The 26,150-nt window shown below is 67.6% G+C and carries 31 protein-coding genes; 8 read left to right on the top strand and 23 right to left on the bottom strand.

Going from position 1 to position 26,150, the window contains the following annotated elements:
* Positions 1-70: 70 nt before the first annotated feature.
* Positions 71-946 (bottom strand): polysaccharide deacetylase family protein, encoded by an 876-nt coding sequence (locus TL10_RS04620; RefSeq protein ID WP_043984706.1) that lies wholly within the window; start codon positions 944-946, stop codon positions 71-73.
* A gap of 153 nt (positions 947-1,099) precedes the next feature.
* Here TL10_RS04620 and TL10_RS04615 point away from each other — a divergent pair, with 153 nt between their 5' ends.
* Positions 1,100-1,657: a hypothetical protein gene (locus TL10_RS04615; RefSeq protein ID WP_043984705.1), complete on the top strand. Its 558-nt coding sequence runs from the start codon at positions 1,100-1,102 to the stop codon at positions 1,655-1,657.
* Between the two features lie 28 nt (positions 1,658-1,685).
* Positions 1,686-2,687: an NAD(P)H-quinone oxidoreductase gene (locus TL10_RS04610; RefSeq protein WP_043984704.1), complete on the top strand. Its 1,002-nt coding sequence runs from the start codon at positions 1,686-1,688 to the stop codon at positions 2,685-2,687.
* Here TL10_RS04610 and TL10_RS04605 read toward each other — a convergent pair.
* The 5 genes from TL10_RS04605 to TL10_RS04585 all read right to left on the bottom strand — a co-directional run bounded on the left by TL10_RS04605 (position 2,665) and on the right by TL10_RS04585 (position 8,330).
* Positions 2,665-3,978: an RNA 5'-3' helicase PhoH2 gene (locus TL10_RS04605; protein ID WP_043395757.1), complete on the bottom strand. Its 1,314-nt coding sequence runs from the start codon at positions 3,976-3,978 to the stop codon at positions 2,665-2,667. The two genes, TL10_RS04610 and TL10_RS04605, sit on opposite strands and share 23 nt — an antisense overlap.
* Before the next feature lie 189 nt (positions 3,979-4,167).
* Complete coding sequence (locus TL10_RS04600; protein WP_043984703.1) at positions 4,168-4,989, bottom strand: acyl-ACP desaturase; 822 nt, start codon at positions 4,987-4,989, stop codon at positions 4,168-4,170.
* A 121-nt stretch (positions 4,990-5,110) separates the two neighbouring features.
* A complete protein-coding gene (locus tag TL10_RS04595) occupies positions 5,111-6,583 on the bottom strand; it encodes a glycine hydroxymethyltransferase (RefSeq protein ID WP_043984702.1) in 1,473 nt (490 codons plus the stop codon).
* Positions 6,584-6,629: 46 nt separating this feature from the next.
* Positions 6,630-7,088, bottom strand: a complete 459-nt coding sequence (locus tag TL10_RS04590) for a hypothetical protein (protein ID WP_043984701.1) — start codon at positions 7,086-7,088, stop codon at positions 6,630-6,632.
* A 9-nt stretch (positions 7,089-7,097) separates the two neighbouring features.
* The gene (locus TL10_RS04585) at positions 7,098-8,330 is read right to left on the bottom strand and encodes a DUF885 domain-containing protein (protein ID WP_192830175.1); all 1,233 of its coding nucleotides are present in this window, start codon (positions 8,328-8,330) and stop codon (positions 7,098-7,100) included.
* Between the two features lie 62 nt (positions 8,331-8,392).
* On the opposite strand from TL10_RS04585, the gene coaA reads away from it, so the two are divergent.
* Positions 8,393-9,331: a type I pantothenate kinase gene (gene coaA / locus TL10_RS04580; protein ID WP_043395777.1), complete on the top strand. Its 939-nt coding sequence runs from the start codon at positions 8,393-8,395 to the stop codon at positions 9,329-9,331.
* A 234-nt stretch (positions 9,332-9,565) separates the two neighbouring features.
* Here coaA and TL10_RS04575 read toward each other — a convergent pair whose 3' ends face one another.
* The 5 genes from TL10_RS04575 to TL10_RS04555 all read right to left on the bottom strand — a co-directional run bounded on the left by TL10_RS04575 (position 9,566) and on the right by TL10_RS04555 (position 13,338).
* Positions 9,566-9,967 carry a hypothetical protein gene (locus TL10_RS04575; protein ID WP_043984699.1) on the bottom strand — a complete coding sequence of 134 codons (402 nt, stop codon included), beginning with the start codon at positions 9,965-9,967 and terminating at the stop codon, positions 9,566-9,568.
* Positions 9,968-10,045: 78 nt separating this feature from the next.
* Positions 10,046-10,447 (bottom strand): hypothetical protein, encoded by a 402-nt coding sequence (locus TL10_RS04570; protein WP_043395783.1) that lies wholly within the window; start codon positions 10,445-10,447, stop codon positions 10,046-10,048.
* Positions 10,448-10,604: 157 nt separating this feature from the next.
* Positions 10,605-11,024 carry a membrane protein gene (locus TL10_RS04565; RefSeq protein WP_043395787.1) on the bottom strand — a complete coding sequence of 140 codons (420 nt, stop codon included), beginning with the start codon at positions 11,022-11,024 and terminating at the stop codon, positions 10,605-10,607.
* A 130-nt stretch (positions 11,025-11,154) separates the two neighbouring features.
* Positions 11,155-12,519 (bottom strand): hypothetical protein, encoded by a 1,365-nt coding sequence (locus TL10_RS04560; RefSeq protein ID WP_043395792.1) that lies wholly within the window; start codon positions 12,517-12,519, stop codon positions 11,155-11,157.
* Between the two features lie 21 nt (positions 12,520-12,540).
* A complete protein-coding gene (locus TL10_RS04555) occupies positions 12,541-13,338 on the bottom strand; it encodes a (2Z,6E)-farnesyl diphosphate synthase (protein WP_043395793.1) in 798 nt (265 codons plus the stop codon).
* A gap of 176 nt (positions 13,339-13,514) precedes the next feature.
* On the opposite strand from TL10_RS04555, the gene trhA reads away from it, so the two are divergent.
* Positions 13,515-14,177 carry a PAQR family membrane homeostasis protein TrhA gene (gene trhA / locus TL10_RS04550; protein ID WP_423136054.1) on the top strand — a complete coding sequence of 221 codons (663 nt, stop codon included), beginning with the start codon at positions 13,515-13,517 and terminating at the stop codon, positions 14,175-14,177.
* Between the two features lie 52 nt (positions 14,178-14,229).
* Here trhA and TL10_RS04545 read toward each other — a convergent pair whose 3' ends face one another.
* From TL10_RS04545 to mca, 4 genes are read right to left on the bottom strand one after another with little or no spacing between them, the layout of a single operon-like run.
* Positions 14,230-14,592, bottom strand: a complete 363-nt coding sequence (locus TL10_RS04545; protein ID WP_043984818.1) for a nuclear transport factor 2 family protein — start codon at positions 14,590-14,592, stop codon at positions 14,230-14,232.
* A 10-nt stretch (positions 14,593-14,602) separates the two neighbouring features.
* The gene (locus TL10_RS04540; RefSeq protein ID WP_043984698.1) at positions 14,603-16,579 is read right to left on the bottom strand and encodes a thioredoxin domain-containing protein; all 1,977 of its coding nucleotides are present in this window, start codon (positions 16,577-16,579) and stop codon (positions 14,603-14,605) included.
* Positions 16,580-16,636: 57 nt separating this feature from the next.
* Positions 16,637-16,945, bottom strand: a complete 309-nt coding sequence (locus TL10_RS04535) for a hypothetical protein (protein ID WP_043395801.1) — start codon at positions 16,943-16,945, stop codon at positions 16,637-16,639.
* Positions 16,942-17,808 (bottom strand): mycothiol conjugate amidase Mca, encoded by an 867-nt coding sequence (gene mca, locus TL10_RS04530; RefSeq protein ID WP_043984696.1) that lies wholly within the window; start codon positions 17,806-17,808, stop codon positions 16,942-16,944. The genes TL10_RS04535 and mca overlap by 4 nt, the downstream gene beginning before the upstream one ends.
* Positions 17,809-17,928: 120 nt before the next feature.
* On the opposite strand from mca, the gene TL10_RS04525 reads away from it, so the two are divergent.
* From TL10_RS04525 to TL10_RS04515, 3 genes are all read left to right on the top strand, one after another.
* A complete protein-coding gene (locus tag TL10_RS04525) occupies positions 17,929-18,351 on the top strand; it encodes a DUF4307 domain-containing protein (protein ID WP_043395807.1) in 423 nt (140 codons plus the stop codon).
* Positions 18,352-18,618: 267 nt separating this feature from the next.
* Complete coding sequence (gene greA, locus TL10_RS04520; protein ID WP_043395809.1) at positions 18,619-19,113, top strand: transcription elongation factor GreA; 495 nt, start codon at positions 18,619-18,621, stop codon at positions 19,111-19,113.
* Between the two features lie 46 nt (positions 19,114-19,159).
* Positions 19,160-19,825 (top strand): GOLPH3/VPS74 family protein, encoded by a 666-nt coding sequence (locus TL10_RS04515; RefSeq protein WP_043984695.1) that lies wholly within the window; start codon positions 19,160-19,162, stop codon positions 19,823-19,825.
* A gap of 65 nt (positions 19,826-19,890) precedes the next feature.
* On the opposite strand, the gene TL10_RS04510 is transcribed toward TL10_RS04515, so the two are convergent.
* The 3 genes from TL10_RS04510 to TL10_RS04500 are packed head-to-tail and all read right to left on the bottom strand — an operon-like array spanning position 19,891 to position 22,102.
* Complete coding sequence (locus TL10_RS04510) at positions 19,891-21,063, bottom strand: cystathionine gamma-synthase (protein WP_043984694.1); 1,173 nt, start codon at positions 21,061-21,063, stop codon at positions 19,891-19,893.
* Positions 21,064-21,073: 10 nt separating this feature from the next.
* A complete protein-coding gene (locus tag TL10_RS31925) occupies positions 21,074-21,568 on the bottom strand; it encodes a TM2 domain-containing protein (protein WP_043395816.1) in 495 nt (164 codons plus the stop codon).
* A 15-nt stretch (positions 21,569-21,583) separates the two neighbouring features.
* Complete coding sequence (locus tag TL10_RS04500; RefSeq protein WP_082067843.1) at positions 21,584-22,102, bottom strand: DUF4190 domain-containing protein; 519 nt, start codon at positions 22,100-22,102, stop codon at positions 21,584-21,586.
* 84 nt (positions 22,103-22,186) lie between these two features.
* Here TL10_RS04500 and TL10_RS04495 point away from each other — a divergent pair, with 84 nt between their 5' ends.
* Entirely contained in the window at positions 22,187-23,353 is a 1,167-nt protein-coding gene (locus TL10_RS04495; RefSeq protein WP_110788962.1) for an acyl-CoA dehydrogenase family protein, read from the top strand.
* Here TL10_RS04495 and TL10_RS04490 read toward each other — a convergent pair.
* The 5 genes from TL10_RS04490 to TL10_RS04470 form a co-directional block, all read right to left on the bottom strand.
* Positions 23,337-23,831, bottom strand: a complete 495-nt coding sequence (locus TL10_RS04490; RefSeq protein ID WP_052506305.1) for an RDD family protein — start codon at positions 23,829-23,831, stop codon at positions 23,337-23,339. The two genes, TL10_RS04495 and TL10_RS04490, sit on opposite strands and share 17 nt — an antisense overlap.
* On the bottom strand, positions 23,831-24,316 hold the full coding sequence (locus TL10_RS29445; protein ID WP_051954875.1) for an Rv1078 family RDD domain-containing protein: 486 nt from the start codon (positions 24,314-24,316) through the stop codon (positions 23,831-23,833). The genes TL10_RS04490 and TL10_RS29445 overlap by 1 nt, the downstream gene beginning before the upstream one ends.
* A 66-nt stretch (positions 24,317-24,382) precedes the next feature.
* The gene (locus TL10_RS04480; protein WP_082067842.1) at positions 24,383-25,414 is read right to left on the bottom strand and encodes a DUF2189 domain-containing protein; all 1,032 of its coding nucleotides are present in this window, start codon (positions 25,412-25,414) and stop codon (positions 24,383-24,385) included.
* A 51-nt stretch (positions 25,415-25,465) separates the two neighbouring features.
* Positions 25,466-25,894 carry a DUF2752 domain-containing protein gene (locus TL10_RS04475; RefSeq protein WP_043395819.1) on the bottom strand — a complete coding sequence of 143 codons (429 nt, stop codon included), beginning with the start codon at positions 25,892-25,894 and terminating at the stop codon, positions 25,466-25,468.
* Between the two features lie 12 nt (positions 25,895-25,906).
* The coding region (locus TL10_RS04470; RefSeq protein WP_043984693.1) for a CD225/dispanin family protein at positions 25,907-26,150 on the bottom strand (244 nt) is incomplete at its 5' end.

Here is a 26,150-nt window from a genome sequence, read left to right as displayed (position 1 = left end):
TTCCCTCGCGAGCAGACACAAAACTGTCCATTTCCAGGCGAAAACGACAGTTTTGTGTCTGCTCGTGGAATTACTGACCGTTGTTCGAGCCGCCGGAGTTGGCGCCCGGGATGTCGGTGATCGGGATGTTCGGCATCGGCGGCGGCGACGGCGTGTTGGGCAGCGTCGGAATCTCCGCCGGCGGAATGTCGGTGAGCCCGTTGACCGGCGGGCCGTTCTCGCGGCTGCCGTAGCTGGTGCCCGGCTCACGATGGCCGACCATGTGGCTGACCGTCACCAGGTGGTAGCCGTTGGCCTTGAGCACCGGGATGAACTGCTGCACCAGATCGACCGTCGACGAGTAGGTGTCGTGAAACAGCACCACCGAATTCGGCTTGATCTGCGTCATCAGCATGTAGCGGGTGGCCGCGGTGTTGGAGTCATTGGCCCAGTCGAAAGGGATGACGTCCCAGTTGATGTCAGCCAGGCCCTGCTTCTTGGCCTCGGCGAGCACCTGGTCGTTGATCAGACCGCCCGCGGTGCGGACCAGTTTCGGCCGCTGCCCGGTGGCCTTCTCGATGGCGTCACTGGCCTTGCTGAACTGGGCCGGGATGTCCTCGGTCGGGATGGTCGTCATGTTGGGGTGTTCCCAGGTGTGCTGACCGAGTTCCATCCCGGCGTCGACGACGCGCTTGGCGCCGGCCGGGTTGGCGGCGACCTTGTTGCCGATCTCGAAGAACGTCGCCTTGGCGTCGTTGTCCTGCAGGATTTTCAGCAGCCGGTCGGTGTACGGGCTGGGACCGTCGTCGAAGGTCAGCGCGATGCACTTGTACTTGCTGCAGTCGACTTCGTCGGCCTTGGCGACATTTCCGGTCTGGCACCCGACCACGACGATCGTCACGCCGGCGCACACGCCGAGGACGGTTCGCCAATAGGACCAGAACGGGCTCTCGGGTCGGCGTGGCACGGGAGAAATGCTACCGGCCGCGGCTGACTGGTCCCTGACCCCGGCGTAGTGGGGGCTAGCACTACCGCCGAATGTGCGGCTAGCGCCGTGGTGCCGGAGTTTCTCGTCGAGCAGGGTTGACCACACACAACATCGGAATGAAGGGAGCATTTCATGAGTTCGACGGTTCGCGAGGATCTGATCCTGTCGCAGGCGGTGATAGCCGCAGAGGTGCGGGCGCCGTTTGATCACGTTGACATCGCGCGGTGGTTGAAAACCCTCCCGACACACGAATATCAGCGGTGCGCCCCGGGCGACCACAAGGCGGCCGGCTACACCGTCGACGACGACGGAACCCCGATGTCCATCAACGTGGAGATGATCGGCACCGGATTGGTGGTGCAGCAGTACCGGTTCGAGGTCGCCGAGCCGCACTACTGCCGGATGGTTTCGCTGTCGGATGTGTTGACCCCGCTCGGATGGACCAGCACGCAGGTCATCTGGGAACTGCGGATGGAGCAGCTCGACGGTGACCGCTGCCGCTACACCAACTCGGTCACCTCGCACCCCACCGAGCATTTCTTGGAATTCATCGCCCAGCACGGGCAGACCTTCGCCGAGGCAGCCGCCGCCCGTCAGGACGCCTCCGGACGCCACTGCAGTGTCGAGACCCCGCGGTACGCCCAGAGCATCGCCCGCTGGGCGGCCGACCGCGCCGCAACCGCCGCATAGTCACCCAACCAGGCAAAGGAGACTTCGCATGCCCTCAGCAGTGCTGTTTGACCATCCCGGCGACCCCGGCGTTTTGCACTGGCAACCCGTGGACCCCGTTCTGCCCGGCCCGGGCGAGGTGGTGATCGGTGTCGAGGCCGCCGGGATCAACAACGCCGACCTGCTTCAGCGGCGCGGACGGTACCCGGTGCCGCCCGGGGCGCCGCGCCCGCTCGGGCTGGAATGCGCGGGAACCATCGTCGCGATTGGCGAGGGCATCACCGGGTGGTCGCCGGGTGACCAGGTGTGCGCCCTGCTCGACGGCGGCGGCTACGCCGACCAGGTCGCGGTGCGCGCGACCCAGCTGATGCCGATCCCGCAAGGGCTGAGCATGATCGAAGCCGCCGCGATCCCGGAGGTGGCCTGCACGGTGTACTCCAATCTCGCGATGGTCGCCGGACTCACCCACGGGCACAGCGTGCTCATCCACGGCGCCGGTGGCGGCATCGGCACGTTCGCCATTCAGTGGGCCGCCGCCATCGGTGCTGACGTCATCACGACCGCCGGCAGCGACGACAAGGTGCACGCCGGGCGAGACCTGGGCGCGCGCACAGCGATCAACTACCGCACCGAAGACTTCGTCGCCGCCACGCTGTCCGCCACCGGTGGTCGCGGGGTTGACTCCATCCTCGACGTGGTGGGCTCGAGCTACCTGGACCGCAACCTTGAGTGCCTCGCACCCGACGGGCACCTGGTCGTCATCGGCGGTTCCACGGAGCCCGCGATGTTGGACCTCGGCCTGCTGATGGCGAAGCGAGCCAGCGTCACCGCCACGATGCTGCGGGCCCGCCCCGCCGAGCAGAAAGCCGCGATCGTCGCCGGCGTCATCCGGGAGGTGCTGCCCTTGTTCGAGACAAAGGCCATCCGCCCGATGGTCGACACCGTCGTACCGCTACGCGATGCCGGGCAGGCTCACCGGTTGATGGAGTCCGGAAAGACCGTCGGCAAAGTCATCCTCGACAATCACGTCACGGCAGGGTGCCGGGGCTGATCTCCTCGAGCATCTCGGTGACCAGCGCGGCGATCGGCGACCGTTCGCTGCGCATCAGGGTGATGTGCGCGAACAGCGGGTGGCCTTTGAGCTTCTCGATCACCGCGGCGACACCGTCGTGCCGGCCGACGCGCAGGTTGTCGCGCTGGGCGACGTCGTGCGTGAGCACCACCCGCGAACCGCTGCCGAGGCGAGACAGCACCGTCAGCAGCACGTTGCGCTCCAGCGACTGCGCCTCGTCGACGATGACGAACGAGTCGTGCAGCGAGCGACCGCGAATGTGCGTGAGCGGCAACACTTCCAGCATTCCGCGGGACAGCACCTCTTCGAGCACGGCCGGGCTGGCCAGTCCTTCCAGAGTGTCGAAGACGGCCTGCGCCCACGGGCCCATCTTCTCGCTCTCGCTGCCCGGCAGGTAGCCAAGGTCTTGTCCGCCAACGGCATACAGCGGGCGGAACACCACGACCTTGCGCTGGGTGCGGCGCTCAAGCACCGCCTCCAGGCCGGCGCACAGCGCCAGCGCCGACTTGCCGGTACCGGCCTTGCCGCCGAGCGAGACGATGCCGACGGATTCGTCGAGCAGCAGATCGAGGGCGACGCGTTGTTCGGCTGACCTTCCCCGGAGGCCGAACACTTCGCGATCACCACGGACCAGCTGCACCCGCTTCTCGGCATTGACCCGGCCGAGCGCGTGCGAGGTGCCGCCGAGCAACCGAATCCCGGTGTGGCACGGCAGATCCCGAGCCTCGAGAATGTCGACCTCGCCGTCGGCGAACAGCGTGTCGATGTCGTCCGGCGCGGCATCCATCTCGGTCATGCCCGTCCAGCCCGAGGTGATGACGTCCTGCGCGTGGTATTCGTCGGCGATCAGACCCACCGCACCGGCCTTGACCCGCAGCGGAATGTCCTTGCTGACCAACGTGACTCGCTTGCCTTCGGCGGCAAGGTTGGCGGCGCAGGCCAGGATGCGGTGGTCGTTGGTGTCGGTGCGGAAGCCCGAGGGCAGCACTGACTGGTCGACGTGGTTCAGCTCAACCTGGAGCGAACCACCTTGTGTCCCAACGGGAATCGGTTGATCCAGCCGTCCGTGCTCCAAACGCAGGTCGTCGAACATGCGCAGCGCCTGCCGGGCGAACCATCCCAGTTCGTGGTGATGGCGTTTACCTTCCAGCTCGCTGATGACCACCAGGGGGACAACCACTTCGTGCTCGGCGAAACGCGTGCAAGCCCAAGGATCGGACAACAGCACGGAGGTATCGAGCACATAGGTACGGACCTGCGAATCAGACACGTGGCGCTCCTCGGCCCGTGCGGCCCCACACGAGTACTTCGGTGGACGCAGCGGTACCTGGACCGGGGCCGGTCCCAATCTCTAATCGGGTACCGCCCGGATAGCAGAGCAGTTCGCTAGCCATCACCGGCGACGCTACTCCCGGCTACCGCCCCACGCTGACGGCGCGCCGTGACTGTTTTGTGACGTCTAGATGAACTGAGCGAGCGACGGTTCGTCGCCCAGGCCCCACGCCTTGATGCGGTCGGAGATGACCGTACGCAGCGCTGCGGCGTCGAAGATGCCGGCGTCGGCAACCACCTGGACTTTGTCCTGGTAGGCGTCGATATCCGCGCCAATGACCTCGATGCCCGCGGCCCGGGCGGCGATGGCGGCGATGGTCTCGTCGCGGTGCGTCTCGAGCAGGTGGGTGACCAGGTTCGCGAAGAACTCCTCGTGCCGCTCTTCGTCACGCGCGATGCGGCCGGCCATGGCGGCGAGCACGGGCTCCTCGATCTGGGCCTGCAGGTTGCGGGTGAAGACGGCGTGCGCACGCTCGAAGAACGCCATGAAGACCAGCGTCTCGATCTGGCTGAACTTGTCGGCCCGGTAGCCCTTCATGGCGTGCGCGACGCGGACGTCCTCGTTGGCCGTCGGGTCGATCTCGCGGCACACCACGAGATAGTTGCGCAGCGCGATGGCGTGCAGGTGCTCCTCGGCGGTCCAGCGGCCCAGCCAGCGGCCCCACTTGTCTTCGAGGATGAAGTGCTCGACCAGCTCACGGTGGTAGCCCGCAAGGTTGTCCTTGGTGATGAGCAGGATTTCCAGCGCATCGGTGACCGGCTTGGGCAGCGTGACGCTCGAGGCATCCCAGTCGGTGCCACCGAGGAAGGCGAAGTTCTCGCCCTGCTCGAACGGCACGTAGTCGTGGGCGTACCAGGCTTCCTCGGTCCCGAGGTGCCGGGACAGCTCGTGGCCCACGACGGGATCGAGCTCAAGGGTCAGCGCGTTCGCAACGGGTTTCGCAGCCATGAAAGTAACTGTAACCCGAGTACACATGTTTTTGAAATCAGCCTCGCCGAACGAACGTGGGGCCTATGACCGAAATCTCGCGATTTTTGCGGTCACAGGCCCCACGTTCGGCGTCAGGACGTCAGAGCGTCAGACCCGGGTACAGCGGGTTGGCGTCCAGCATCTCGGCCGAGGCCGCGCGGACGCGGTCGGCGGTGCCGTCGGCCAGCGTGTACTTGGCCTTGGACGGGCCGTTCGACGCCGCGGTCGGCTGGGTGTTCGACAGCACGTCCACCACCAGCTCGGCGACCTTGTCGAACTCGTCGGCGCCGAAACCACGCGTGGTCAGCGCCGGGGTGCCGAAGCGGATGCCGCTGGAGTACCAGGCGCCGTTCGGGTCGTTCGGGATCGAGTTGCGGTTCGTGACCACACCGGCGTCCAGCAGCGCGGACTCGGCCTGCCGGCCCGTGAGCCCGAAGGACTGCACATCCAGCAGCACCAGGTGGTTGTCGGTGCCGCCGGTGACCAGCGTCGCGCCACGCTTGAGGAAGCCGTCAGCCAGCGACTTGGCGTTGTCGGCGACGTTCTGGGCGTAGGTCTGGAACTCGGGCTGGCGGGCCTCGGCCAGCGCGACGGCCTTGGCGGCCATCACGTGCGACAGCGGGCCGCCGAGCACCATCGGGCAGCCCTTGTCGACGGCCGGGGCGTATTCCTCGGTCGCCAGCACCAGGCCACCGCGGGGGCCGCGCAGCGACTTGTGCGTCGTCGTGGTGGTGACGTGGGCGTGCGGCACTGGGTTCTCGTCGCCGGTGAACACCTTGCCCGCGACCAGACCGGCGAAGTGCGCCATGTCGACCATCAGGGTGGCGCCGACCTCGTCGGCGATCTCGCGCATCTTGGCGAAGTTCACGCGGCGCGGGTAGGCCGAGTAGCCGGCGACCAGCACCAGCGGCTTGAACTCGCGGGCGGCAGCGGCGACGGCGTCGTAGTCGATGAGGCCGGTCTGCGCATCGGTGCCGTAGCTGCGCTGGTGGAACATCTTGCCCGAGATGTTCGGGCGGAAACCATGGGTGAGGTGGCCGCCGGTGTCCAGCGACATGCCCAGCAGGCGCTGGTTGCCCAGCTTGCTGCGCAGCTTCTCCCAGTCCGCCTCGGACAGGTCGTTGACGTGCTTGGCGCCCAGCTCGGCGAGGCCGGGGGCCTCGATGCGGGTGGCCAGGATGGCCCAGAACGCGACCAGGTTGGCGTCGATACCCGAGTGCGGCTGCGCGTAGGCGTACGGGGCGCCGAACAGCTCGCGGGCGTGCTCGGCGGCCAGCGCCTCGACGGTGTCGACGTTCTGGCAGGCGGCGTAGAACCGGTGCCCGACGGTGCCCTCGGCGTACTTGTCGGAGAACCAGGTGCCCATGGTCAGCAGCACGGCGGGCGACGCGTAGTTCTCGCTGGCGATCAGCTTCAGCGAACTGCGTTGATCCTCAAGCTCTTTCCGGGTCGCCGCGGCGACGCGGGGCTCGACCTGCTCGATGACCCGCAGCGCCGCCTGGTAGGCCTCGCTGGCGGTGGCGGCGTAGCCGGCACCCAGGCCGGACTTGGACACGGAAGCGTCTGCGGTCATGCGTTCAGAATAGTGCGCTGGTCTCTGCGCTCCTGCCCCAGGATGGCTAGCCCGTGGGCGGGTACTGCGGCTGCACAGCGGCGAGGCCTTTGGTGAGCTTGGAGAACAGCACGCACCACGCGATGGGTCCGGCAATGACGCAGCCCAGCCAGAGCAGCCCGCTCACGGTTTCCGACCAGGACGGCTCACCGAGCAGTTTCATCAGGATCGACGGATAAGGCGGACCGTCGCCGCTATCGGGAGCGAACAACCCGAAGCCGAACATCGCCGACCATAAGGCGACCTGGGCGCGCGTCTGTCCGACTGTGAGGTCCCGCCCGGGTAGCCGGCGAATCATCCTGGTGGTCGCCAGCAGACACGCCAGGAGAAGAGGCGAGAAAAAGACCGTGAACAGCGCTATCCAGCCCAGCGGCACGAAAAATCCCCGCCCGATCGCCATCCACGCCACCAACAGGATGTTGAGTGGCATGGCCTGGCCGGCGCTGTCCCGCGGCAGGGTCGACACCGTCCGGGCCTAATTCCGCAAGGACGACGGGATCAGCGGCTCGTCGAGCAGGCGGCCGAACCGCGCGGTGAGGGTGACGTCGTCGGGCCGGGCGTCGAGCCAGCCCCGCAACAGCCGGTAACCCTCGACATACGTCGACGTGTAGGCCCGCCACAGCGGCGACGACAAGAACCGCATGGACTGCCGGGCCCGCTCCGGACTGGTCAGCAGCCAGCGCTGCAGGAAGGCGACCACGTCGTCGGCGTCGCGATGTTCGTCGTGCAGCATCAGCGCGGCGTCCTGACGGACGTCGGCCAGCGCGGCGCTCGCCGCGGAGATCGCCTCGGCGCGTTCGCCGTCGAAGCGCAGGCCCAGGTCGGCGTAGATCTCGGCGGCCCAGCTGCCCCAGTTGTCGGGCACCGCCGCGTGCAGCGCCAGGTCCGCCAGGCCCTCGGCCATCAGGCACTGCGGGGTGTTGACCAGGAAGATGGTCTGCTCGGCCTGACCGCCCAGCTCGACGAGGCCGGCTTCCTTGCGGCAGTGCTCGGTGTGGTGACCCGGGTACGACTCGTGCGCCACCAGCCGCGGCAGGTTCGACATCTGCTGCTTGAGGTCGGCGTTGACCGCGACCGTCGACCGGAAATTGCCCTCGTAGTAGTTGAAGCCCGACCACGGCTTGTCGGTGACGATCTCGTAGTTGATCGTCTCGGTGTCGGGCAGCGGGAAGTCGGCCCGGACACGGTCCCGCAGCGCCGACGAGAACGCGTAGATGCACTCCTCGAGCCGCTCGGGCGGAATCTCCTCGCCGGAGCGGTGGGCCTGCATGCGCTCGACCAGCGGGCCGCTGCCGCCCAGCGCCTCGTCCAGCGCGCGGTGCGCCTCGCGGTACCGGTCCTCGTCGCCTTTGGCGATCGAGACGTCGAAGTAGTCGCGGACCTCGTCGACGAAGCCGACGTCCTCCCCCGCGAACTTGCGCCCCGCACAGTCCAGGGCCCGCAGATGGGCCTTGAGATAGTCCGCCCGCTGCGGGTTCAGGCCGGAACCGTCGACCTCGCCGTGTAGGCGGCGCGACTGCCGCGCCAGCGCCGCGGGGTCCGGCGCGGCCTCGTCGGCGACCGCGGCCCGCAGCGCGGGGTCCCCGGTGAACGAGTCGACGTAGCCCTCCTCGATGCGGTCGAACCGCAGACCGAGCAGCAGGTATTCGCGGATCAGGCCGTCGGCGGCGGTATCGGTAACCGGCATCGGGATGTGCCCAGCGCTCATATCCGCCACGTTAGCCGGTACCCCCGCGTTCACCGCGCGGCAATTACTGCAAGACTGAGCGCATGCCGCGGCCGAGCGAGCCGAGTCCCTACGTCGAGTTCGACAGGCGCCAATGGCGCGCACTGCGTATGGCGACTCCCCTGAAACTCACTGCTCATGAACTGCTGGGTCTGCGCGGTATGGGCGAGCAGCTCGACCTGCTGGAAGTCGAAGAGGTCTATCTTCCGCTGGCCCGTCTGATCCACCTTCAGGTCGCCGCCCGGCAGCGCCTCTTCGCGGCCACCTCCGAGTTCCTCGGCGAGCCCCAACAGAGCCCGGACCGGCCGGTGCCGTTCATCATCGGCGTGGCCGGCAGCGTCGCCGTCGGCAAGTCGACCACCGCCCGTGTGCTGCAGGCGCTGCTCGCCCGGTTCGGCCACCACCCGCGCGTCGACCTGGTGACCACTGACGGCTTCCTGTATCCGAACGCCGAGCTGACGCGGCGAAAGATCATGCACCGCAAGGGCTTTCCGGAAAGCTATGACCGTCGTGCGCTGATGCGCTTCGTCACCGCGGTCAAGTCGGGCGCCGATCAGGCGTCCGCACCGGTGTACTCGCACCTGATCTACGACATCGTGCCCGGTGAGAAGGTCGTCGTCCGGCATCCCGACATCCTGATCATCGAGGGACTCAACGTCCTGCAGACCGGGCCGGCCCTGATGATCTCGGACCTGTTCGACTTCTCGGTATACGTCGACGCCCGCATCGAGGACATCGAGCAGTGGTACGTGTCGCGGTTCCTGGCGATGCGCGCGGGCGCGTTCGCCAATCCGCAGTCGCACTTCCACCACTACTCGACACTGACCGACGAGCAGGCGATCTTCGCCGCCCGCGACATCTGGCAGTCGATCAACCTGCCCAATTTGATCCACAACATCCTGCCGACCCGGCCGCGCGCCACCCTGGTGCTGCGCAAAGACGCCGACCACGCCATCAACCGGCTGCGTCTCCGCAAGCTCTAGGCCCAATCCCGCGAGCGACCGTGTTTGTACGGCGACACGCGGTTCTCGGCGTGCATTTTGAGCCCCTTCGCGGCGGGCGAGCGGGCGATCAGCACACCTGGATCAGCACCCTGCACGCGCGTCTGACGCCATCGCCGAACGCAACTGGGTGGCGGAAAATCGACCCACGATCCGCCCTGCGGTTGCGTTCGAGGCCGGGTAGGCCCGGGGCCCACAGGGGCATGATTTGTGGGGTCAGATCCGGCGCAAGCCGATGTACTGGACGCCGCCGATGACCGCGGTGTACGCGGCGCCGCCGAACAGCAGCACGTAGCCCCACCCGGTCAGCGGCCAGACTCCGGCTACGGCGAGCCCGGCCGAGCCGACGGTGTACAGCGCATTGGCACTGATGGTGGCAATCCCGCCGGGACGTATCCGATCCAGACCCGCCAGCCAATACACCACAACGCCGTACGCCAGGAAGCCCAGCCCGAGCCCCAACTGCACCTCCGTGGGCACGCCGGTCAGTGCCGCCAACCACGCCGCGACTGCGACGAATGGGAGGCCGGCGATGCCGACCAGCACCGCATCCAGCCGCATGGCGAAGCGCAGCAGTCCGTCCGAGCGGGCGAGGACGGGTGACGGGATTGTGGCCATGAATCCTCTTTCTGGAGAGCCGATTTGTGCACGATCTTCCGCGGCAGGCGCGGAAAATCGTGCACAAATCCCCGGTGATCAGGCGCGGCGGACACCCTGGTACTGCAGCTCGGCCATCGCCAGTGTGTAGACGGCGCTGACGATCATCATGGCCACGCCCGTCGTCGTCAGCGGCCACACGTCGTCGACGATGGCCAGTATCGCGGCGATGGTGAAGACCACGTTGGCGATCGCGACGGCGATGCCGGGACGGCGCACCGCCGCCATGGTCGACAGCCCGTAGACGACGGCCCCGTAGCCGACGAGGACCGCGGCCAACACGTAGACGGCCGACTGCGGGATACCCGACTCCGCCGCCACGGCGCCGGCCGCGGCCGCCATGATGACGCCGGCGGCGCCGCTGACGAGCGCATCGGCCCGCAGGGCCAGGCGAAGCAGGCGGTCGGACCGGACGCGGACGGGCGAGGTGATGGTGGTCATGGATTTTCCTTTCGGGTTGGTTGTCGAGTGGCCACTTATGGCGCGGTTTTCGGCGAAATCCGGGCCATAAGTGGCCACTCGGCGTACTCGGGAAGGCCGGTGCGGGGACGTCGACTGCAACCTCTTTCAGTGACGCCCCCGCCCGGCGGGGAGGGAGTCACGCCAGACGACGCACTCCGAGGTATTGCAGCCAGGCGCAGCCCAGGCCGACGGCCATGATCGCCAGCACCAGGACGTTGCCTGCCGCGGTCAGCGGGAGCACCCCCGAGGCCAGCACCCCGAACACCGCGACGGTGCCGACCAGGTTGCCGATCAGCACGCCGGTCCCGACGCGCCGAATCCGGGGCACCGCGGCCAGGACGTACAGAGCAAACCCCCACACGACCAACACGGCGCCGATGATCCATTCGGACGTCGCCGACAGCCCCGACAACCGGGACAGCGGATCAGCGGTGAAAGCCATCAGCAGGCCGGTCAGCGAGCACAGCGTGCCGTCGACCCGGAGGGCGAAACGGAGCAGAGAATCGGAACTGTCGGACAGAGGTCGGGTGTGGAGACCTGGGTTGATGGCGGTCATGGCGGTCGCTCCCTTGCGGTGCCGGTGTGGGGACACCCATGACATTGCCCGGACCGTGCTGCTTGGTCTGCACCAAACGCTGCCGAATACTGCCAGGCGCTGCCAACCGCAGGTCAGCGCCCTGCGGTGCCTAACTCGACGTTGATACCGGAGTACCGCGCAAGTCGGCGGCGATCACCCGGGCGGCCGCGTTCTGCCAGTTGTGCAGCGACCGCTGCGGCACCTCGGTGACGAACCACTGCCAGGCCTGACGCGCCACCGGGTCCAGCCCGGAGGCGGTGGCGTTCTGCGCGTAGGCCCGGACGCCGACGACGTACGGGAAGTACAGCGAGTTGTAGTGGCGCCACTGCTCGGTGGTGCCGAAGTCGCCGGCGTCGCGCGGCTTGAGCGCCGCGATGCGATCGGCCAGCAAATCCTTGAGTTCGTTGGCGCGCTCCAGCGGCTGGTCGGGTGCGCCGCGCCGGGCCAGCCGGTCGTCGATCACCGGCAGGGTCGTCAGCGGCGATGCGACGAGCTTCGAGAGGTCGGCGTAGTGGCCGAGGGCGCGTCGGGTCAGGCGGACGAAAGTCTCGTCATCGACGTGGTCCAGCGGATTGGTGGCGCGCAGCGGCAGCGCCGCCTCGGTGCGACGCAGTGCGGCGCGGTCGGCCCGCAGATCCGGTTCGCGGGCGAACGCCAGCCGGTCCAGCAGTCCGGACAACGGGTCGGCCAGCACGTTGATCGCGATCGCCACCGCGAGGCTGGTGAACAACAACACCATCAACGCCACATGCTCACCGGTGACCGCCAGACCGATCAACACCTGCCCGCCGAACAGCACCGACACCGCCATGCTGCCGACCAGTGAGCGGCGCAGGCCCGCACGCAGGGCCTGCCCCTCGTCGAACGCGTCCCACCACGCCACCGCGATACCGAGCAGCAGCACGTCGAACGCCGCCGAGGCCAGCACCACCCAACTCGGCAGGAGCCCCAGCGGGATCAGCAGGATCGCATTGCCGAGCCCGAAGAAGATGGTCGCCGCCACCACCGGTGGGACGATCTTGCGCGACGACGCGCCACGGCGCAGCCGTCGCACCGCCAGCACCAGGGCGCCGAACGCCGACAAGGCGATGGCGCCGACCATGACCCAGTGCCCGGGCCGCAGCGGCGGGTGCACTCCACCGGATATCCCGGCCCCCACCAACGCGATGACGGCCACCGCCGCCACCACAAAAAAGCCCCGCCGGCTCCGTGTCGAATCGACCGGCCGGGACAACTCGAGCAGCACGGTGAGCCAGGCGATGCCGGGCAGCACAGCCAGGTACGCCTCGATGTGACTGAGCAGACCAGTGGGTGCACCGCTGCCCAGCCGGATCGCGTCGACGGCGACCACCACGGCGAAGCTGCACAACCCGACCGCGGACCACGCCAGGATGGGCTTGCGGGGATCGCGCGCCAGCAGATACAGCCCGAGCCACCAGCTCAGGGCGAAGACCACTGCCGACAGCGCAGCCATGTCTTCAGTTTGGCACGAACGCTATTTTCCGTAGCGGCGGTTCCGCAGCGTGTAGTCGCGCAGCGCACGCAGGAAGTCCACTCGCCGGAACGCCGGCCAGTGCGCGTCGGTGAACCACATCTCCGAATAGGCGCTCTGCCACAACAGGAATCCGCTGAGCCGCTGTTCCCCCGAGGTCCGGATGACGAGGTCGGGGTCTGGCTGGCCGGAGGTGTACAGGTTCTCCGAGATGCCGTCGACGGTCACCGCCTCGATGAGTTCTTCTGCCGTCGCTCCGTTGGCGAGTTCCTTGCTCAGCAGGGTGCGTACCGCGTCGGCGATCTCCTGCCGACCGCCGTAGCCGACGGCGACGTTGACGTGGAACGAGCCGGCGTCGCTGCGCTCGGTCGTCGACTCCACCGCGTCGCGCAGGCGCTTGGCCGGTTCCTCACCGAGCAGTTCGAGGTCGCCGACGGTGCGGACGGTCCAGTGCTTGTCGGGCGCGCAGATCTCTTCGACGACGTCGGTGATGATCTCGATCAGCGGCGCCAGCTCATGCGGGTCACGCTGCAGGTTCTCGGTCGAGAGCAGATAGATCGTCGCCATCTCGATGCCGGCCTGCTGGCACCAGCGCAGCACTTCGGCGATCTTGGCGGCGCCCATGCGGTAGCCGTAGCTGACGTCGTCGTGACCTGCCTCACGTGCCCAGCGCCGGTTCCCGTCGCACAGCACCGCGATATGGCGTGGCAGTTGCGCTTTCGAGGCCGTCAGCTCTTGACGGAGCCGCAGCTCATAGAGCCGGTACGCCGGTTCCTTGAGGCGCGGAGGAATGATGTCCACGAGAAACCAGACTACTGTGGACTTCTGGGTATCCCATGGCTGTTAGTGGAGGAACGTTGACCGCTCCGAGCAATACAGATCCGGCTGCCACCGAAGCGGCCGATGCGCCGGCGCACATGACCAAGCCGTACCGTGCTGCCGCGGTACTCCGCCACTCAGATTCGCTGCCGGACGTGATGGTGGAAAGCGTTGTCGAGTTCCTGGGCAAGCCCCGAGCCCGCGGCTGGATCCACGTGTATTCGGCGGTGGTCGCGTTCTTTGCCGGCGCCGCACTGGTTTCGGTGTCGTGGGCCTTACAGGGCACCCGCGCCGGATTGGCGACGTTGCTCTACACCTTCACCATCGTCGCGATGTTCACCGTCAGCGGCACCTACCACCGGGTGAACTGGAAGTCGGTGAAGACGCGCACCTGGATGAAGCGCATGGATCACTCGATGATCTTCATCTTTATCGCCGGCAGCTACACGCCGTTCGCGCTGCTGGCCGTCCGCACCAACGGGTGGCTGCTGTTCTGGATCGTGTGGAGCGGCGCGCTCGCCGGGGTGGCGCTCAAGATGCTGTGGCCGACGGCCCCGCGCTGGCTGGGCGTGCCCTTGTACATCCTGTTGGGCTGGGTGGCGGCGTGGTTCATCGGCCCGATCCTGGAAGGCGCCGGGGTGACGGCGGTGGTGCTGCTGCTCGTCGGCGGCGCGCTGTACTCGATCGGCGGCGTGCTCTACGCGGTCAAGTGGCCCAACCCGTGGCCCCGGACGTTCGGGCACCACGAGTTCTTCCACGCGTGCACCGCGGTGGCGGCCATCTGCCACTACATCGCGATGTGGTTCGCGGTCTTCTCTTGATGATTTGTGCACGACTTTCCGCGACAAGCGCGGAAAATCGTGCACAAATCGCTTAGAGCTGGGTGACGTTCGCGGGGCCCCAGTAGGCCTTCATCGACGTGATCTTGGCCTCGGCGTCGAAGTTCATGGTGCTGATGATGTCGATGCGCATGGCGCTGTTGACGGTCAGGGTCCAGTAGAACGCGGCCTCGTGGCCGCAGACCCGCAGCGTGTGCAGTTCGTGGGAGTTCTTCGTGCCCGCGATGTTCGAGTAGAACCCGTGGATCGTCTGACGGCCGACGTGCACCTCGCCACCCACCGGGTCTTCGATGGCGGCATCGACGGCGTACAGCTGCGCGATCCCGTCGGCGTCCGCGACGTCGACGAGGTCCAGGTAACGGTTGACGTTTTCGGTGATCTGCTCGGCGCTGGGCATGCGCCGCACGCTACACGGCCGCGCCGAGGGCAGCGGCGAGATCCCCCGCCGTCGTGACCGGGAGGTCGCACATCTGGCCACGGCAGACGTACGCGGCGTCCTGACCACGCACCAGGCCACGTCCGTCGAGCAGCGCCGACGACCCTTCCGCCCCGCCGACGACGATCGCGCCACCGGGTGCGAATCTGCGTGCGGCACTGAGCAATTCCGAATCCGGGTCGGCACAGGCCACCGCGATCTGGATGGGGCCGCGGACGGCCGCTTCGGTGACCGCCAGCCAGTGGCCGCCGCCGCGCGGCGAGCGGGCCAGGATCGGGGTCGCCGACGCCAAGGTGGCGGCGGCCGCGTCGATGTAGCGCTGCGGCTCAGCAGCCAGGTGCGCGAACGTCAGCAGCGCTTCGGCGACCAACGAGGCGCCTGACGGCGTCGCCCCGTCGACCGGGTCGGCGGGGCGCACCAGCAAGGCCTCGGCGTCGTCCGCGGTGTCGAACCACCGGCCGCCGCGGTCGGGGTCGGTGAAGTGCGTCAGCGCGGTGTCGAGCAGGTTCTGCGCGGCGTCCAGCCAACTGTCGTCCGCGGTCACCTGATGCAGCGTCAGCAGACCCGTCGCCAGCGCCGCGTAGTCCTCCAGGATCCCGACGCTGTCGCCGACGACGCCGCCGAGGCTGGCCCGGCGCAGCCGGGCGTCGACCAGGTGCAGATCCAGCAGCCGGCGGGCGCAACCCGTTGCCGCGTCAAGGAATTCGGGTACCCCGAGCGCGACGGCGGCCTCCGCGAGGGCGGTGATGGCGAAGCCGTTCCATGCGGTGACGACCTTGTCGTCGCGACCCGGCTGCGGACGCAGCTCCCTGGCCGCCATCAACTTCGCACGGACCTGCTCGAAGCGCGCGGCATCGTCGGGGTCGGCCAGCAGCTGCAGCACCGAACTGCCGTGCTCGAACGTCCCGGCAGTGGTGACCTCGAAAAGCGAAGCAGCCCAACGGCCGTCGTCGTCACCCAGCACCGACACCAGCTCCGCGGGCGTCCACACGTAGGTCAGGCCCTCATGCCCGGCAGTGTCGGCATCCAGCGACGAGACGAACATCCCGCCGTCGCCGAGGTCATTCATGATGAACCGCGCCGTCTCGTCGGCCACCTTTCGCGCCAACGGATTTCCGGTCAGCCGCGCCCAGTGCGCGTACACCCGCAGCAGGAGGGCGTTGTCGTACAACATCTTTTCGAAGTGCGGCACCACCCAGGAGGCATCGACGCTGTACCGGGCGAAGCCGCCTGCCAGTTGGTCGTAAATGCCGCCGCGGGCCATCGCGGCGGCTGTGCGTTCCACCGCATCGAGCGCGGAGCCGGTGCGTTCGTGGTGCCGCAACAGGGCTTCGAGCAATGCCGACGGCGGGAACTTGGGCGCCCGACCGAAGCCGCCCCGGGGCAGGTCCTCGTCACGCAGCACCGCGGCGACGGCGTGGTCGCACAGTTCGGGCGAGGGCACAGGTCCACCATCGGGCAACCCGGACGACATCTTGCGCAGTTCCGAGGCGATCTGGTCAGAGGCCTGTTCGACCTCGGCCCGCCGGTTCTGCCAGGTGTCGGTGACCGCCGAAAGCAGCTGCAGGAAGCCGGCTTTCGGGTAGTAGGTGCCGCAGAAGAACGGCCGCCCATCGGGCGTCAGGAAGCACGTCATCGGCCAGCCGCCCTGGCCGGTCATCGCGACGGTCGCGCTCATGTAGATGGCGTCGAGGTCGGGACGTTCCTCCCGGTCGACCTTGATGCACACGAAGTTTTCGTTCGCCACGGCTGCTACTTCCAAGTCCTCGAAGGACTCGTGCGCCATCACATGGCACCAGTGGCAGGCCGCGTAACCGATGGACAGCAGGATCGGCACGTCCCGGTCCGCGGCCTCGGCCAGCGCCTCCGGCGACCACTGCTGCCAGTGCACCGGGTTGTCGGCGTGCTGGCGCAGGTACGGGCTGGTGGCGGAGCCGAGGGTGTTCACCGGGCGCCGATCAAGCGGTGAGGTACGAGCCGCGACGAGAAGCCCGGTGCATCAGACTTAGCCATCCCGGGAGTCTGACCCAGCTTCTGGCTTGCCCGCATCCTTGTGCCCGGCATCGGTGTCCGGAGCTTCCAGTGGCACGCCCCCGACGGTGCCGTCGTCGACCGCCTGATCGGCTTCGGGATGCGCGGGGTCGAAGGATTCGGGCAACTTGCGCAGGTGCCGGTTCATCGACCAGACCAGGGCCACCACCGCGATCAATAGGATCAGGGTGATCACCAACCCGGCGGGGCTGGCCTTGCCGAAGTCGGGGCCCGTCTGGCGCGGACCCTCGGCCAGCAGGATGGTGAGCGGAACAGAAATCACAGCGATACTCCCGTGAACAGATCGGTCTCGGGCAACGTCACCGGAACCCTGGATCGGGCCAATTCATACTCCTCGGTCGGCCACAGCCGCTGCTGCCATTCGATGGGCGCGCGGAAGAAATCGCCGTTCGGGTCGATCTGCGTGGCGTGGGCCAGCAGCGCCTCGTCGCGCTGCCGGAAGAAGTCGGAGCACTCGACGCGGGTGGTGACCCGGTTGGCGAACGGATCGTGCTCGGGGTCCCAGTGCTGCAGCCACTTCTCGAACGGCCCGACTTCGCCGTGCTTGGCGAACTCGTCCTGCAGCAGCTGCATGCGCCGGCGCAGGAAGCCGTGGCCGTAGTAGAGCTTGGCGATGCTCCAGGGGTCACCGGCGTCGGGGAACTGCACGTGGTCGGCGGCCGCTTCGTAGGCGGCCATGGACACCTGATGACAGCGGATGTGGTCGGGGTGCGGGTAGCCGCCGTTTTCGTCGTAGGTCGTCATCACGTGCGGACGGAACTCGCGGATCACCTGCACCAGCCGGCGGACGGGCTCTTCGATCGGCACCACCGCGAAGCAGCCGTCGGGCAGCGGCGGCAGCGGGTCGCCCTCGGGCAGCCCGGAGTCGACGAACCCCAGCCAGTGGTGCTCGACGCCGAGGATCTCGGCGGCCTTGGCCATCTCGTCGCGGCGGACCTCGGTGATCCGGCCATGCACCTCGGGCAGGTCCATCGCCGGGTTGAGGATGTCGCCGCGCTCGCCGCCGGTCATGGTCACCACCATGACCCGGACGCCGTCGGCCGCGTACTTGGCCGTGGTGGCCGCACCCTTGCTCGACTCGTCGTCGGGGTGCGCGTGCACCGCCATCAACCGCAGTTCGCTCACGTGTGCCTTACCTACTGTCTCTACTCGGTGGGACAACTCGATGGAGTCCAACCATGTCGCTGGGTCCTATAGTTCCAGTCCAAGCAATCCGAACCGACCGATGGGGCACCCAAAGCAGCCATGATCGAGCGTCCGACCGCCCGCTACGGGCAGCAGCGCATGTCCCGGCTGACCCGTCGCCGCATCGCGATCGGCCTCACGCTGCTCATCGTCGTCGCAGGTGTGGCGCTTGCCTTCGTCGGTTTCCAGCGCCTCGGGACGTCCCCGGTCAAGGGCGAATTGAGCACCTACAAGCTGGTCGACAACGAAACTGTGGCGGTGACGATCTCCGTCACGCGCGAGGACCCGGCGCAACCGGCGGTGTGCATCGTGCGGGCCAGGGCCCTCGACGGCAGCGAAACCGGGCGGCGCGAAATCCTGATCGAGCCCGCACAGGCCAAGACCGTCCAGGTGACCGCGGTCGTGAAGTCCACAAAGCCGCCGGTCGTCGGCGATGTTTACGGCTGTGGCACCGACGTGCCGTCGTACCTGGTCGCGCCCTGATCACCGGCCGGGCGACCAACCATCCGGCGAACTCCGAACTGCGAAATCATGACGGTTGGGAGACGCCCAAGTGGTACGCTTGCTCAGTACACGGTTCCGACTGGGGCCGTGTATTGCTGCATTAGCGGGCACCTGCAGGCACCTTCTGGGGGACCCAAAACCTAGCGATGCCCTCGCGATCGCAGCGCCGCCGGCCCCGGTAACGGGGCAACCCCGGACATGACGCCGGGGCACACAAGCACTTACAACGACAGGAGAGCAGCAGACATGACCGATACCCAGGTCACCTGGCTCACCGAAGAGGCATTCGAGCGCCTGAAGGCCGAACTCGACCAGCTGATCGCGAACCGCCCGATCATCGCCGCGGAGATCAACGACCGCCGCGAAGAGGGCGACCTCCGCGAGAACGGCGGCTACCACGCGGCCCGCGATGAGCAGGGCCAGCAGGAAGCCCGTATCCGCCAGCTGCAGGATCTGCTCAGCCTCGCCAAGGTCGGCGAGGCCCCGAAGAAGTCCGGTGTGGCGCTGCCCGGCTCCGTCGTCACCGTCTTCTACGACGGCGACGAGAAGGACACCGAGACGTTCCTCATCGCCACGCGCCAGGAAGGCGTCACCGACGGCAAGCTCGAGGTGTACTCCCCCAACTCGCCGCTCGGCCACGCGCTGATCGACGCCAAGGTCGGCGAGGAGCGCAGCTACACGGTGCCCAGCGGCGCCACCGTCAAGGTCACGCTGGTCAAGGCCGAGCCCTATCACGCCTAGCCCTGCCACGGCTAGTACTACCCCGCTGGCCACCGGCTGACGATCCATGGCTCAGATCGCCGAGGACCTGTATCTGCTGCTCCTGGACAACTCGTCCGCACAGCCAGGTCTTGATCAACCACGTCGGCACCGGGTGTTGTCCGGTGCCGTGCTGCTGGACCTGGCGCTGGCGTGCCGTATTCGGCCCGCCTCGCCAGGTGACGGCGCACCCGACGGGCACCTGGTCGCCCTCTCGGGCGACGGGGCCGTCGACCCGGTGTCCACGCCGGCACTGGAGTTACTGCGTCAGCGACCGCGGCGACCCGGCGACGTGTTGTCCAAATTGCGCAAAGGCACCGAGAGCAGTCTCATCGACCAGCTGGAGCGCGCCGGGCAGCTGCGCAGGCAGCCGTTGGGCGGCAACAGGTTCCGGCCGCAGTACGCGTTGCCGCTGACGGACCGGGCGCGAGTCGGCCAGGCCCGCGCGGAGCTGCTGTCGGCGTTGTTCGACCGCAGACCCCCCAGCCCTCCGACCGCGGCCATCGTGACGCTGCTGCACACCGTCGACGGACTGGGGTCTCTGATGAGCCTCAACGACCGCGGCTGGCGGTGGGTGCATGCCCGCGCCGGCGACATCGCCAGCGGCCACTGGGTCAACGAATACGAGACCGGCGTCGCCGAGGTGAACCTCGCCGTCACGGCCGCCGCGGTACGGGGCGCGCTCGCCTCCTGACGCCGAATGGCCAGTTACCACACGGTTTTTCGCAATTTCCGTGTCATAACCGACCAATGGGCGGGCTAACCCAGCGCCTGCTCCAGGTCACCGATCAGGTCGGCCACATCCTCGATACCGACCGACAGCCGAACGAGGTCGCTCGGCACCTCCAGCTGCGAGCCGGCGGTCGACGCGTGCGTCATCGCGCCCGGATGCTCGATCAGCGACTCCACCCCGCCGAGCGACTCGGCGAGGATGAAAATCTCGGTGCGCGAGCACAATTCACGTGCGGCCTGCTCGCCACCGCGCAGCCGCACCGACACCATGCCGCCGAACCCGCTCATCTGCTTGGCGGCCACCTCGTAGCCCGGATGGCTCGACAGCCCCGGGTACAGCACCGTCGTGACCGCCTTGTGGTCGTTGAGGAATTCAGCGACCCGCAAGGCGTTTTCGCAGTGCCGCTGCATGCGCAGGGGCAGCGTCTTGAGGCCGCGGTAGGTGAGGTAGGCGTCGAACGGACCCGGCACGGCACCAGCGCCGTTCTGCAGGAACGCGAACTTCGCGTCGAGTTCCTCGTCATTGGTCACCAGCGCGCCGCCGACGACGTCCGAGTGCCCGCCGATGTACTTGGTGGTCGAGTGCAGCACGATGTCCGCCCCGAGCGACAGCGGCTGCTGCAGCGCCGGTGAGGCAAAGGTGTTGTCCACCAACACCTTCACCCCCGACGTCGCGCCGATCTGCACGATGGCCGCGATGTCGGCGATGGACAGCAGCGGGTTGGTCGGGGTCTCCACCCAGATCAGCCGGGTCTTCGACGTGATCGCCGCGCGCACCTCGTCGAGGTTCGACAGCTGCGCCGGTGTGTGCGTGATGCCCCACTGCGTGAACACCTTGTCGATCAGCCGGAAGGTGCCGCCGTAGGCGTCGTCGGGGATGACGATGTGGTCGCCCGGACGCAGTACGGCACGCAGCGCGCAGTCGGTGGCGGCCATGCCGGAGCTGAACGCGCGGCCGTAGTTCCCGCCCTCGACGGCGGCCAGCAGCGTCTCCAGCGCCGACCGGGTCGGGTTGCCGGTGCGGGCGTACTCGAACCCACCGCGCAGCCCGCCGACGCCGTCCTGTGCGAACGTCGAACTGGCGTAGATCGGGGTGTTGACGGCACCGGTCTGCGGGTCCGGCCGGAACCCGGCATGAATGGCCCGGGTCGACGGCCCGTAGGCCCGGTAGTGGTCTGCCTGGCTGCGCTGCTCACTCACAGGCGCCAGCCTAGTCGCGGAGCTTGCGTCCTTGGGTGTCGGGAACGTTCCCCATCAGGATCATGACGCCGTCGATGAGGGGCCAGATGGCACCGATGCCGCAGGTGACGAGCGAGACGACGAGCTGCAGCACACCGATGGTCGTGTAGCCGAGATAAAATCGCCCGACGCCGAAGCCGCCCAACAGGATCTGCAGCAGACCGGCCGTCACCTTGGACTTGTCCGACAGGGGCAGCCCCGTCATGGGGTCACGGCCGAACGGTGCGGAGGGGTCCACCGCGTACTGCGGCGCATAGCCGTAGCCCGGCTGCGGGTATCCCGGCTGCGCGTATCCCCCCTGCAGCGGGTATCCGGGCGGCGGGTAACCCGGCTGTGGCGGATAGCCCGGCTGCTGCGGGTTACCCGGGTATTCCGGCTGGCCGAACTGCGGCTCGCCCGGTTGCTGCTGACCGGAACTGTCGCCGGGTTCGTATGCATTCGACGTCGGCTCGTATGGATTCGACATTGCTTGACTCCCCGTCTAGTAGGTGGTGGTGCCGCTGCTGCCCACGATGAACGCGATCAGGCCGAAGTAGAAAATGGCGATCAGCGCGAAGATCGCCAACCCGATGTAGCCGATGATCAAGCCGGCAAGAGCCATGCTGTCGCCGTCCTCACCGCTCTGCTTGATCTGCGACTTGGCGAGGTGCCCGAAGATCACGCCGAGGATCGAGGTGGCCGCGCACGTCGCCAGGCCCAGTAGCGAACAGACCAAAGACGCGATGGCCAGCCCGTTGGTCTTCGGCGGCTGCGCGTACCCGAACGGCATCATTCCGGGCATCGGCGGCATGCCCGGGTAGCCCTGAGCCACAGGCGGATACGGCGCGACCGGCGGCGGGTAACCCGGGCCCGGGTACCCGGGAACCGGCGGCGGAAACGCTTCGGGCGCCGGCGTCGGCGGGTAGAGCTCCGCGCCATAGGCCGGGAGCGGCGGCATGCCGTAAGCCGGGGTCGAAGCCTCCGGCTCGCCCGCGCCCTGGTTCTGTTCGTGCTCTGTCATCGTCCACCCCGTCTGTCCCTGAGCGACCAGCGTAGCCGGGGTGGGCACTCGCCTTACGCCGAACTCCCGGTGTAGAACTGCACCATGACAGCCTCGATCGACAACCTGCTCGGCACTGACGACCTGCTGAGCGCCGAGGACATCGAATTACGCACCATGGTCCGCCAGTTCGGCGAACAGCGGCTGCGTCCGTTCATCGCCGAGTGGTTCGAGAACGGTTCGGTGCCGGTGCGCGAGATCGCCACGGAGGTCGGCAAGCTGGGTCTGCTCGGCATGCACCTCACCGGGTACGGCTGCAGCGGTTCGACGGCGACGGCGTACGGGCTGGTGTGCCAGGAACTGGAAGCGGTCGACAGCGGCATCCGTTCGCTGGTGTCGGTGCAGGGTTCGCTCGCCATGTTCGCGATTCACCACTGGGGCAGCGAAGAGCAACGTGAGCAGTGGCTGCCGGGGATGGCTGCAGGTGATCTGATCGGCTGCTTCGGTCTCACCGAGCCCGACTTCGGTTCCAACCCCGGTGGCATGCGCACCACCGCCCGCCGGGACGGCGACGACTGGGTGCTCAACGGATCGAAGATGTGGATCACCAATGCCTCGGTCGCCGATGTCGCGGTCGTGTGGGCCCGCGCCGAGGAGGGCGTGCTGGGGTTCGCGGTGCCCACGGACACACCGGGTTTCAGCGCCCGCGAGATGACGCGCAAGATGTCGCTTCGGGCCTCGGTCACCTCGGAATTCAGCCTCGATGACGTGCGGCTGCCCGAGTCCGCGCGGCTGCCCGGCGCCCGCGGTCTGGCCGGGCCGCTGAGCTGCCTGTCGGAGGCACGGTTCGGCATCGTGTTCGGCGCGGTGGGCGCGGCCCGCGACTGTCTGCAGGCGGCGCTGGACTACGTCGGCACCCGCACGGTGTTCGACAAGACGCTCGCGGAATATCAACTGACGCAGGCCAAGATCGCGGACATGGCCGTCGAACTGGGCAAGGCGCAGCTGCTCGCCCTGCAGCTCGGCCGGCTCAAGGACGCCGGGAAGATTCAGCCCGAGCAGATCAGCGTCGGCAAGCTGAACAACGTCCGCGAGGCCATCAAGATCGCCCGGCAGTGCCGAACCCTGTTGGGCGCCAATGGCATCACTCTGGAGTACCCGGTGATCCGGCATGCCAACAATCTGGAGTCGGTACTGACCTACGAGGGCACGTCCGAGGTGCATCAATTGGTGATCGGGCAGGCGTTGACGGGAGTCAGTGCGTTCCGCTGACCGGAGTGCGCTTGCGCGGCGGTGTCACACAGACCGTCCCCATGACCATGTCGGCGAAGGTCCGCCGATGCGCGTCCCACAGCGGCCAGAGGTAGCCGACGATCGAGAGGTCGGTCAGGTGCACGGCCTGCCGCAGCAGCGACCGCGTGAAACCGATTGGCGCCCCTGAGGTTTGGCCGACCACTCGGCAGCGCAGTGCGGTCTTGCCGAGGCTGGCGCCGGTGCGGCCCTGGCGGTAGCCGAAGTTCCAGACCAGATACCCCACCATGAGCGCCCAGGTCGTGACCAGGCTGACGTAGCCCAGCGTCGAGTAGCCGTCGCCGCATTGCGCGCCGCCGTCGAATGCGGAGGTGTCGGTGTCGCACACCCGGTCTCGGGTGAACCAGACCAGCGCCGCGCCAGCTGCGGTGAGGACCAGCAGCGGCAATAGGTCGATGACGGTGGCGGCGGCCCGGCGCCACCACGGGGCGTACGTCATCAACGGGTCGGCACGCAGACCGTCGACATGATCTTGTCCGCCAACGTCTGCCGCTTGGCGTCCCACAGCGGGAACAGGTACCCGGCGTAAACCGGGAGGGCGTCGACGACGTGGGCCAGCTGCCGCAGCACCGACCGACCGAAACCGACGGGCTCCCCCGTCTTTTCGTCGATCACCTGGAAATGCAGAACCCGCTTACCCAGGCTGGAGCCCGTGGTGCCTTGCAAGTAGCCGTGATTCCACACCATGAACAGCACCGCGACGATGACGCCGGCCAGCCAGATCAGCACGCCGGCGACCGAGTTCCCGGTGGCACAGAATGGGCCGATGCTGTAATCCGCCTGATCGGCAAGGCATTTCGTCACACGCTGGGATCGCTCGACCAGCCCGCCGACGATGATGACGAACAGCGGGGGGACCCGGTCGATCAGGCTGGCCACCACGCGGGCCCACCAGGGTGTGTAGTTCAAGTCGTCCTGTCTCATCTGCTGCCGTCATACCTGTTCGGGGGCAGCGACCAACCGGCCACGTCCCCCGAACAGGCCACAGCGTTACTGCGTCAGCGGGGCGACCTGACCACCGCTGAGGCGACGGTAGGTGTACACCACCATCAGCGAGGCGACGGGCGCCGAGACCAGCACACCGACGCCGCAGGCGAGCGCGCCGGCCGCACCGATCAGGCCTGCCACCAGCCAGACCAGGATCACCTGTCCGACATTGGCTTTCACGATATCGATGCTGGCCTTGATCGAGTCGATCGGCGACAGGTTGCGGTCGACCAGGATCGGGTGCGCGAATATCGCGAACAGCGCGACGATCAAACCAGGGATCACGCAGAACACGGACCCGATACCCACGAGCACCCCGACGATGAGCGTCAGCAGGATCATCGGGCCGATGTAGCGGGGCTTGAAGAACGACCCGATGGTGGTCGGCTGTCCGTCGGCGATGCCCAGCAGGCCCACGTACTGAGCCGATGAGACGGTGGCCGCAACCACCAGCAGCACGAGGTAACCAAGCACCAGGATGGCGATGCTCGCCGGGCCCAGTGAGGTGACGTTGTACGAGTAGCTGAAGCCGGCGTCGTCGGCCGAATAGCTCGAGACCGAGGTCTCAGCCAGGCCCAGGGCACTGAACTCCACGATGCCGGCGATCACACCGACCACGAGGCCGTAGACCAACATCGACACGATCAGCGGCGCCGGGTTCTTGGTGAACTTGTTCCACGCCCACGACAAGGCGTCGCCGACGCTGAACGGAGCCGCACCGCCCGGTGCACCGTACTGGTACCCGGCCGGCGGGTACGCCCCCGGAGGCGGCGGAGCGAACCCACCCTGCGGCGGCGGGGGCGGCGGGTAGGCACCGCCCGGAGGCGGCGGCGGCGCGTATCCACCTTGCGGAGGCGGCGGGTAACCACCCTGCGGCGGTGGCGGGAATCCTCCGCCTTGCGGCGGCTGCGGAATGTACTCCGTCGGAGCGCCTCCCGGAGGTGGCGGGGGGAACCCTCCCGGCGGTGGCTGCGGAATGTACTCCGTCGGCTGATTCGCGTCCGGCGGCGTGCCTTCCGTCGGTTGGTCCGTCATCTTTCGTCCCTCCGAGCGATGTGGATGTGGTGTTTCTAGTTACAACGTGAACTACACGTACAACGAAATGAACGGCGCTATCGGCACATTCCGAATAACAAACCAAATGCACATTACCGTCAAAACAGCCGGAGCGGCCCAACGTCGATGCTGCCAACTGGCTATTCGTCGGCCCACGACACGGCCATAGGTCCATGCGCAATAGGCCCAGATGAGCAGTACCAAGGCGATCAGACCGACCGCGTTGAAGTGCAGCGCAGCCGAAAAGTCGCCGTGCATCAGCGAATACAGCATTCGCATGCTGCCGCAGCCGGGGCAATCGATGCCCAACAGCGCCTTGGTGGGGCAGACCGGAATCGGGCCACCCGGCACCGTCGGGTCGCTCAGCCACACCGCGCAGCACACGACGCCGGCGGCCGCCGCAACACCGAGCGGCCCAAGGAGCGGATTAACCGCCTTGGGCCGCTGCAGGTGTTGCATCGTCGGACCTGACTATCCCGGGTACGACGTCGAGAACGAGAACGCGCCGAGCACGACGACGAAGACGATGTAGAGCACGGCCACCACGGCACCCGCGATGGCGCCCCACATGGCCCACTTCTTTGCCTCGTCGGCGGCGGCCTGCGCCAGGTCAGGCCGGCCCTGCTGCCACAGTCCGGAGACCTGCGTCGCCTTGACGATCGACACGATGCCGAACGGCAAGCAGCAGAAAATGGTGACGAGGATGCACCCCACC

The sequence above is a fragment of the Mycolicibacterium llatzerense genome (assembly GCF_000878195.1).
In the GTDB taxonomy this organism is placed as follows: Bacteria; Actinomycetota; Actinomycetes; order Mycobacteriales; family Mycobacteriaceae; genus Mycobacterium; species Mycobacterium llatzerense.
The sequence above is the reverse complement of the archived record's forward strand: the minus strand, read 5'-3'. Positions and strand labels throughout refer to the sequence as shown.

Excerpts from the sequence above, each read along its gene's own strand:
- TL10_RS04615 (WP_043984705.1), top strand. The coding sequence starts at position 1,100 with ATGAGTTCGACGGTTCGCGAGGATCTGATCCTGTCGCAGGCGGTGATA.
- TL10_RS04560 (WP_043395792.1), bottom strand. The coding sequence starts at position 12,519 with ATGGCTGCGCTGTCGGCAGTGGTCTTCGCCCTGAGCTGGTGGCTCGGG.
- TL10_RS04545 (WP_043984818.1), bottom strand. The coding sequence starts at position 14,592 with ATGCCCAGCGCCGAGCAGATCACCGAAAACGTCAACCGTTACCTGGAC.
- TL10_RS04565 (WP_043395787.1), bottom strand. The coding sequence starts at position 11,024 with ATGACCGCCATCAACCCAGGTCTCCACACCCGACCTCTGTCCGACAGT.
- TL10_RS04570 (WP_043395783.1), bottom strand. The coding sequence starts at position 10,447 with ATGACCACCATCACCTCGCCCGTCCGCGTCCGGTCCGACCGCCTGCTT.
- trhA (WP_423136054.1), top strand. The coding sequence starts at position 13,515 with ATGGTGGAAAGCGTTGTCGAGTTCCTGGGCAAGCCCCGAGCCCGCGGC.
- TL10_RS04595 (WP_043984702.1), bottom strand. The coding sequence starts at position 6,583 with ATGACCGCAGACGCTTCCGTGTCCAAGTCCGGCCTGGGTGCCGGCTAC.
- TL10_RS04515 (WP_043984695.1), top strand. The coding sequence starts at position 19,160 with ATGGCTCAGATCGCCGAGGACCTGTATCTGCTGCTCCTGGACAACTCG.
- TL10_RS04495 (WP_110788962.1), top strand. The coding sequence starts at position 22,187 with ATGACAGCCTCGATCGACAACCTGCTCGGCACTGACGACCTGCTGAGC.
- TL10_RS04500 (WP_082067843.1), bottom strand. The coding sequence starts at position 22,102 with ATGACAGAGCACGAACAGAACCAGGGCGCGGGCGAGCCGGAGGCTTCG.
- TL10_RS04585 (WP_192830175.1), bottom strand. The coding sequence starts at position 8,330 with ATGAGCGCTGGGCACATCCCGATGCCGGTTACCGATACCGCCGCCGAC.
- TL10_RS04490 (WP_052506305.1), bottom strand. The coding sequence starts at position 23,831 with ATGACGTACGCCCCGTGGTGGCGCCGGGCCGCCGCCACCGTCATCGAC.
- TL10_RS04610 (WP_043984704.1), top strand. The coding sequence starts at position 1,686 with ATGCCCTCAGCAGTGCTGTTTGACCATCCCGGCGACCCCGGCGTTTTG.
- coaA (WP_043395777.1), top strand. The coding sequence starts at position 8,393 with ATGCCGCGGCCGAGCGAGCCGAGTCCCTACGTCGAGTTCGACAGGCGC.
- TL10_RS29445 (WP_051954875.1), bottom strand. The coding sequence starts at position 24,316 with ATGAGACAGGACGACTTGAACTACACACCCTGGTGGGCCCGCGTGGTG.
- TL10_RS04475 (WP_043395819.1), bottom strand. The coding sequence starts at position 25,894 with ATGCAACACCTGCAGCGGCCCAAGGCGGTTAATCCGCTCCTTGGGCCG.
- TL10_RS04525 (WP_043395807.1), top strand. The coding sequence starts at position 17,929 with ATGATCGAGCGTCCGACCGCCCGCTACGGGCAGCAGCGCATGTCCCGG.
- TL10_RS04480 (WP_082067842.1), bottom strand. The coding sequence starts at position 25,414 with ATGACGGACCAACCGACGGAAGGCACGCCGCCGGACGCGAATCAGCCG.
- TL10_RS04575 (WP_043984699.1), bottom strand. The coding sequence starts at position 9,967 with ATGGCCACAATCCCGTCACCCGTCCTCGCCCGCTCGGACGGACTGCTG.
- TL10_RS04600 (WP_043984703.1), bottom strand. The coding sequence starts at position 4,989 with ATGGCTGCGAAACCCGTTGCGAACGCGCTGACCCTTGAGCTCGATCCC.
- TL10_RS31925 (WP_043395816.1), bottom strand. The coding sequence starts at position 21,568 with ATGTCGAATCCATACGAGCCGACGTCGAATGCATACGAACCCGGCGAC.
- greA (WP_043395809.1), top strand. The coding sequence starts at position 18,619 with ATGACCGATACCCAGGTCACCTGGCTCACCGAAGAGGCATTCGAGCGC.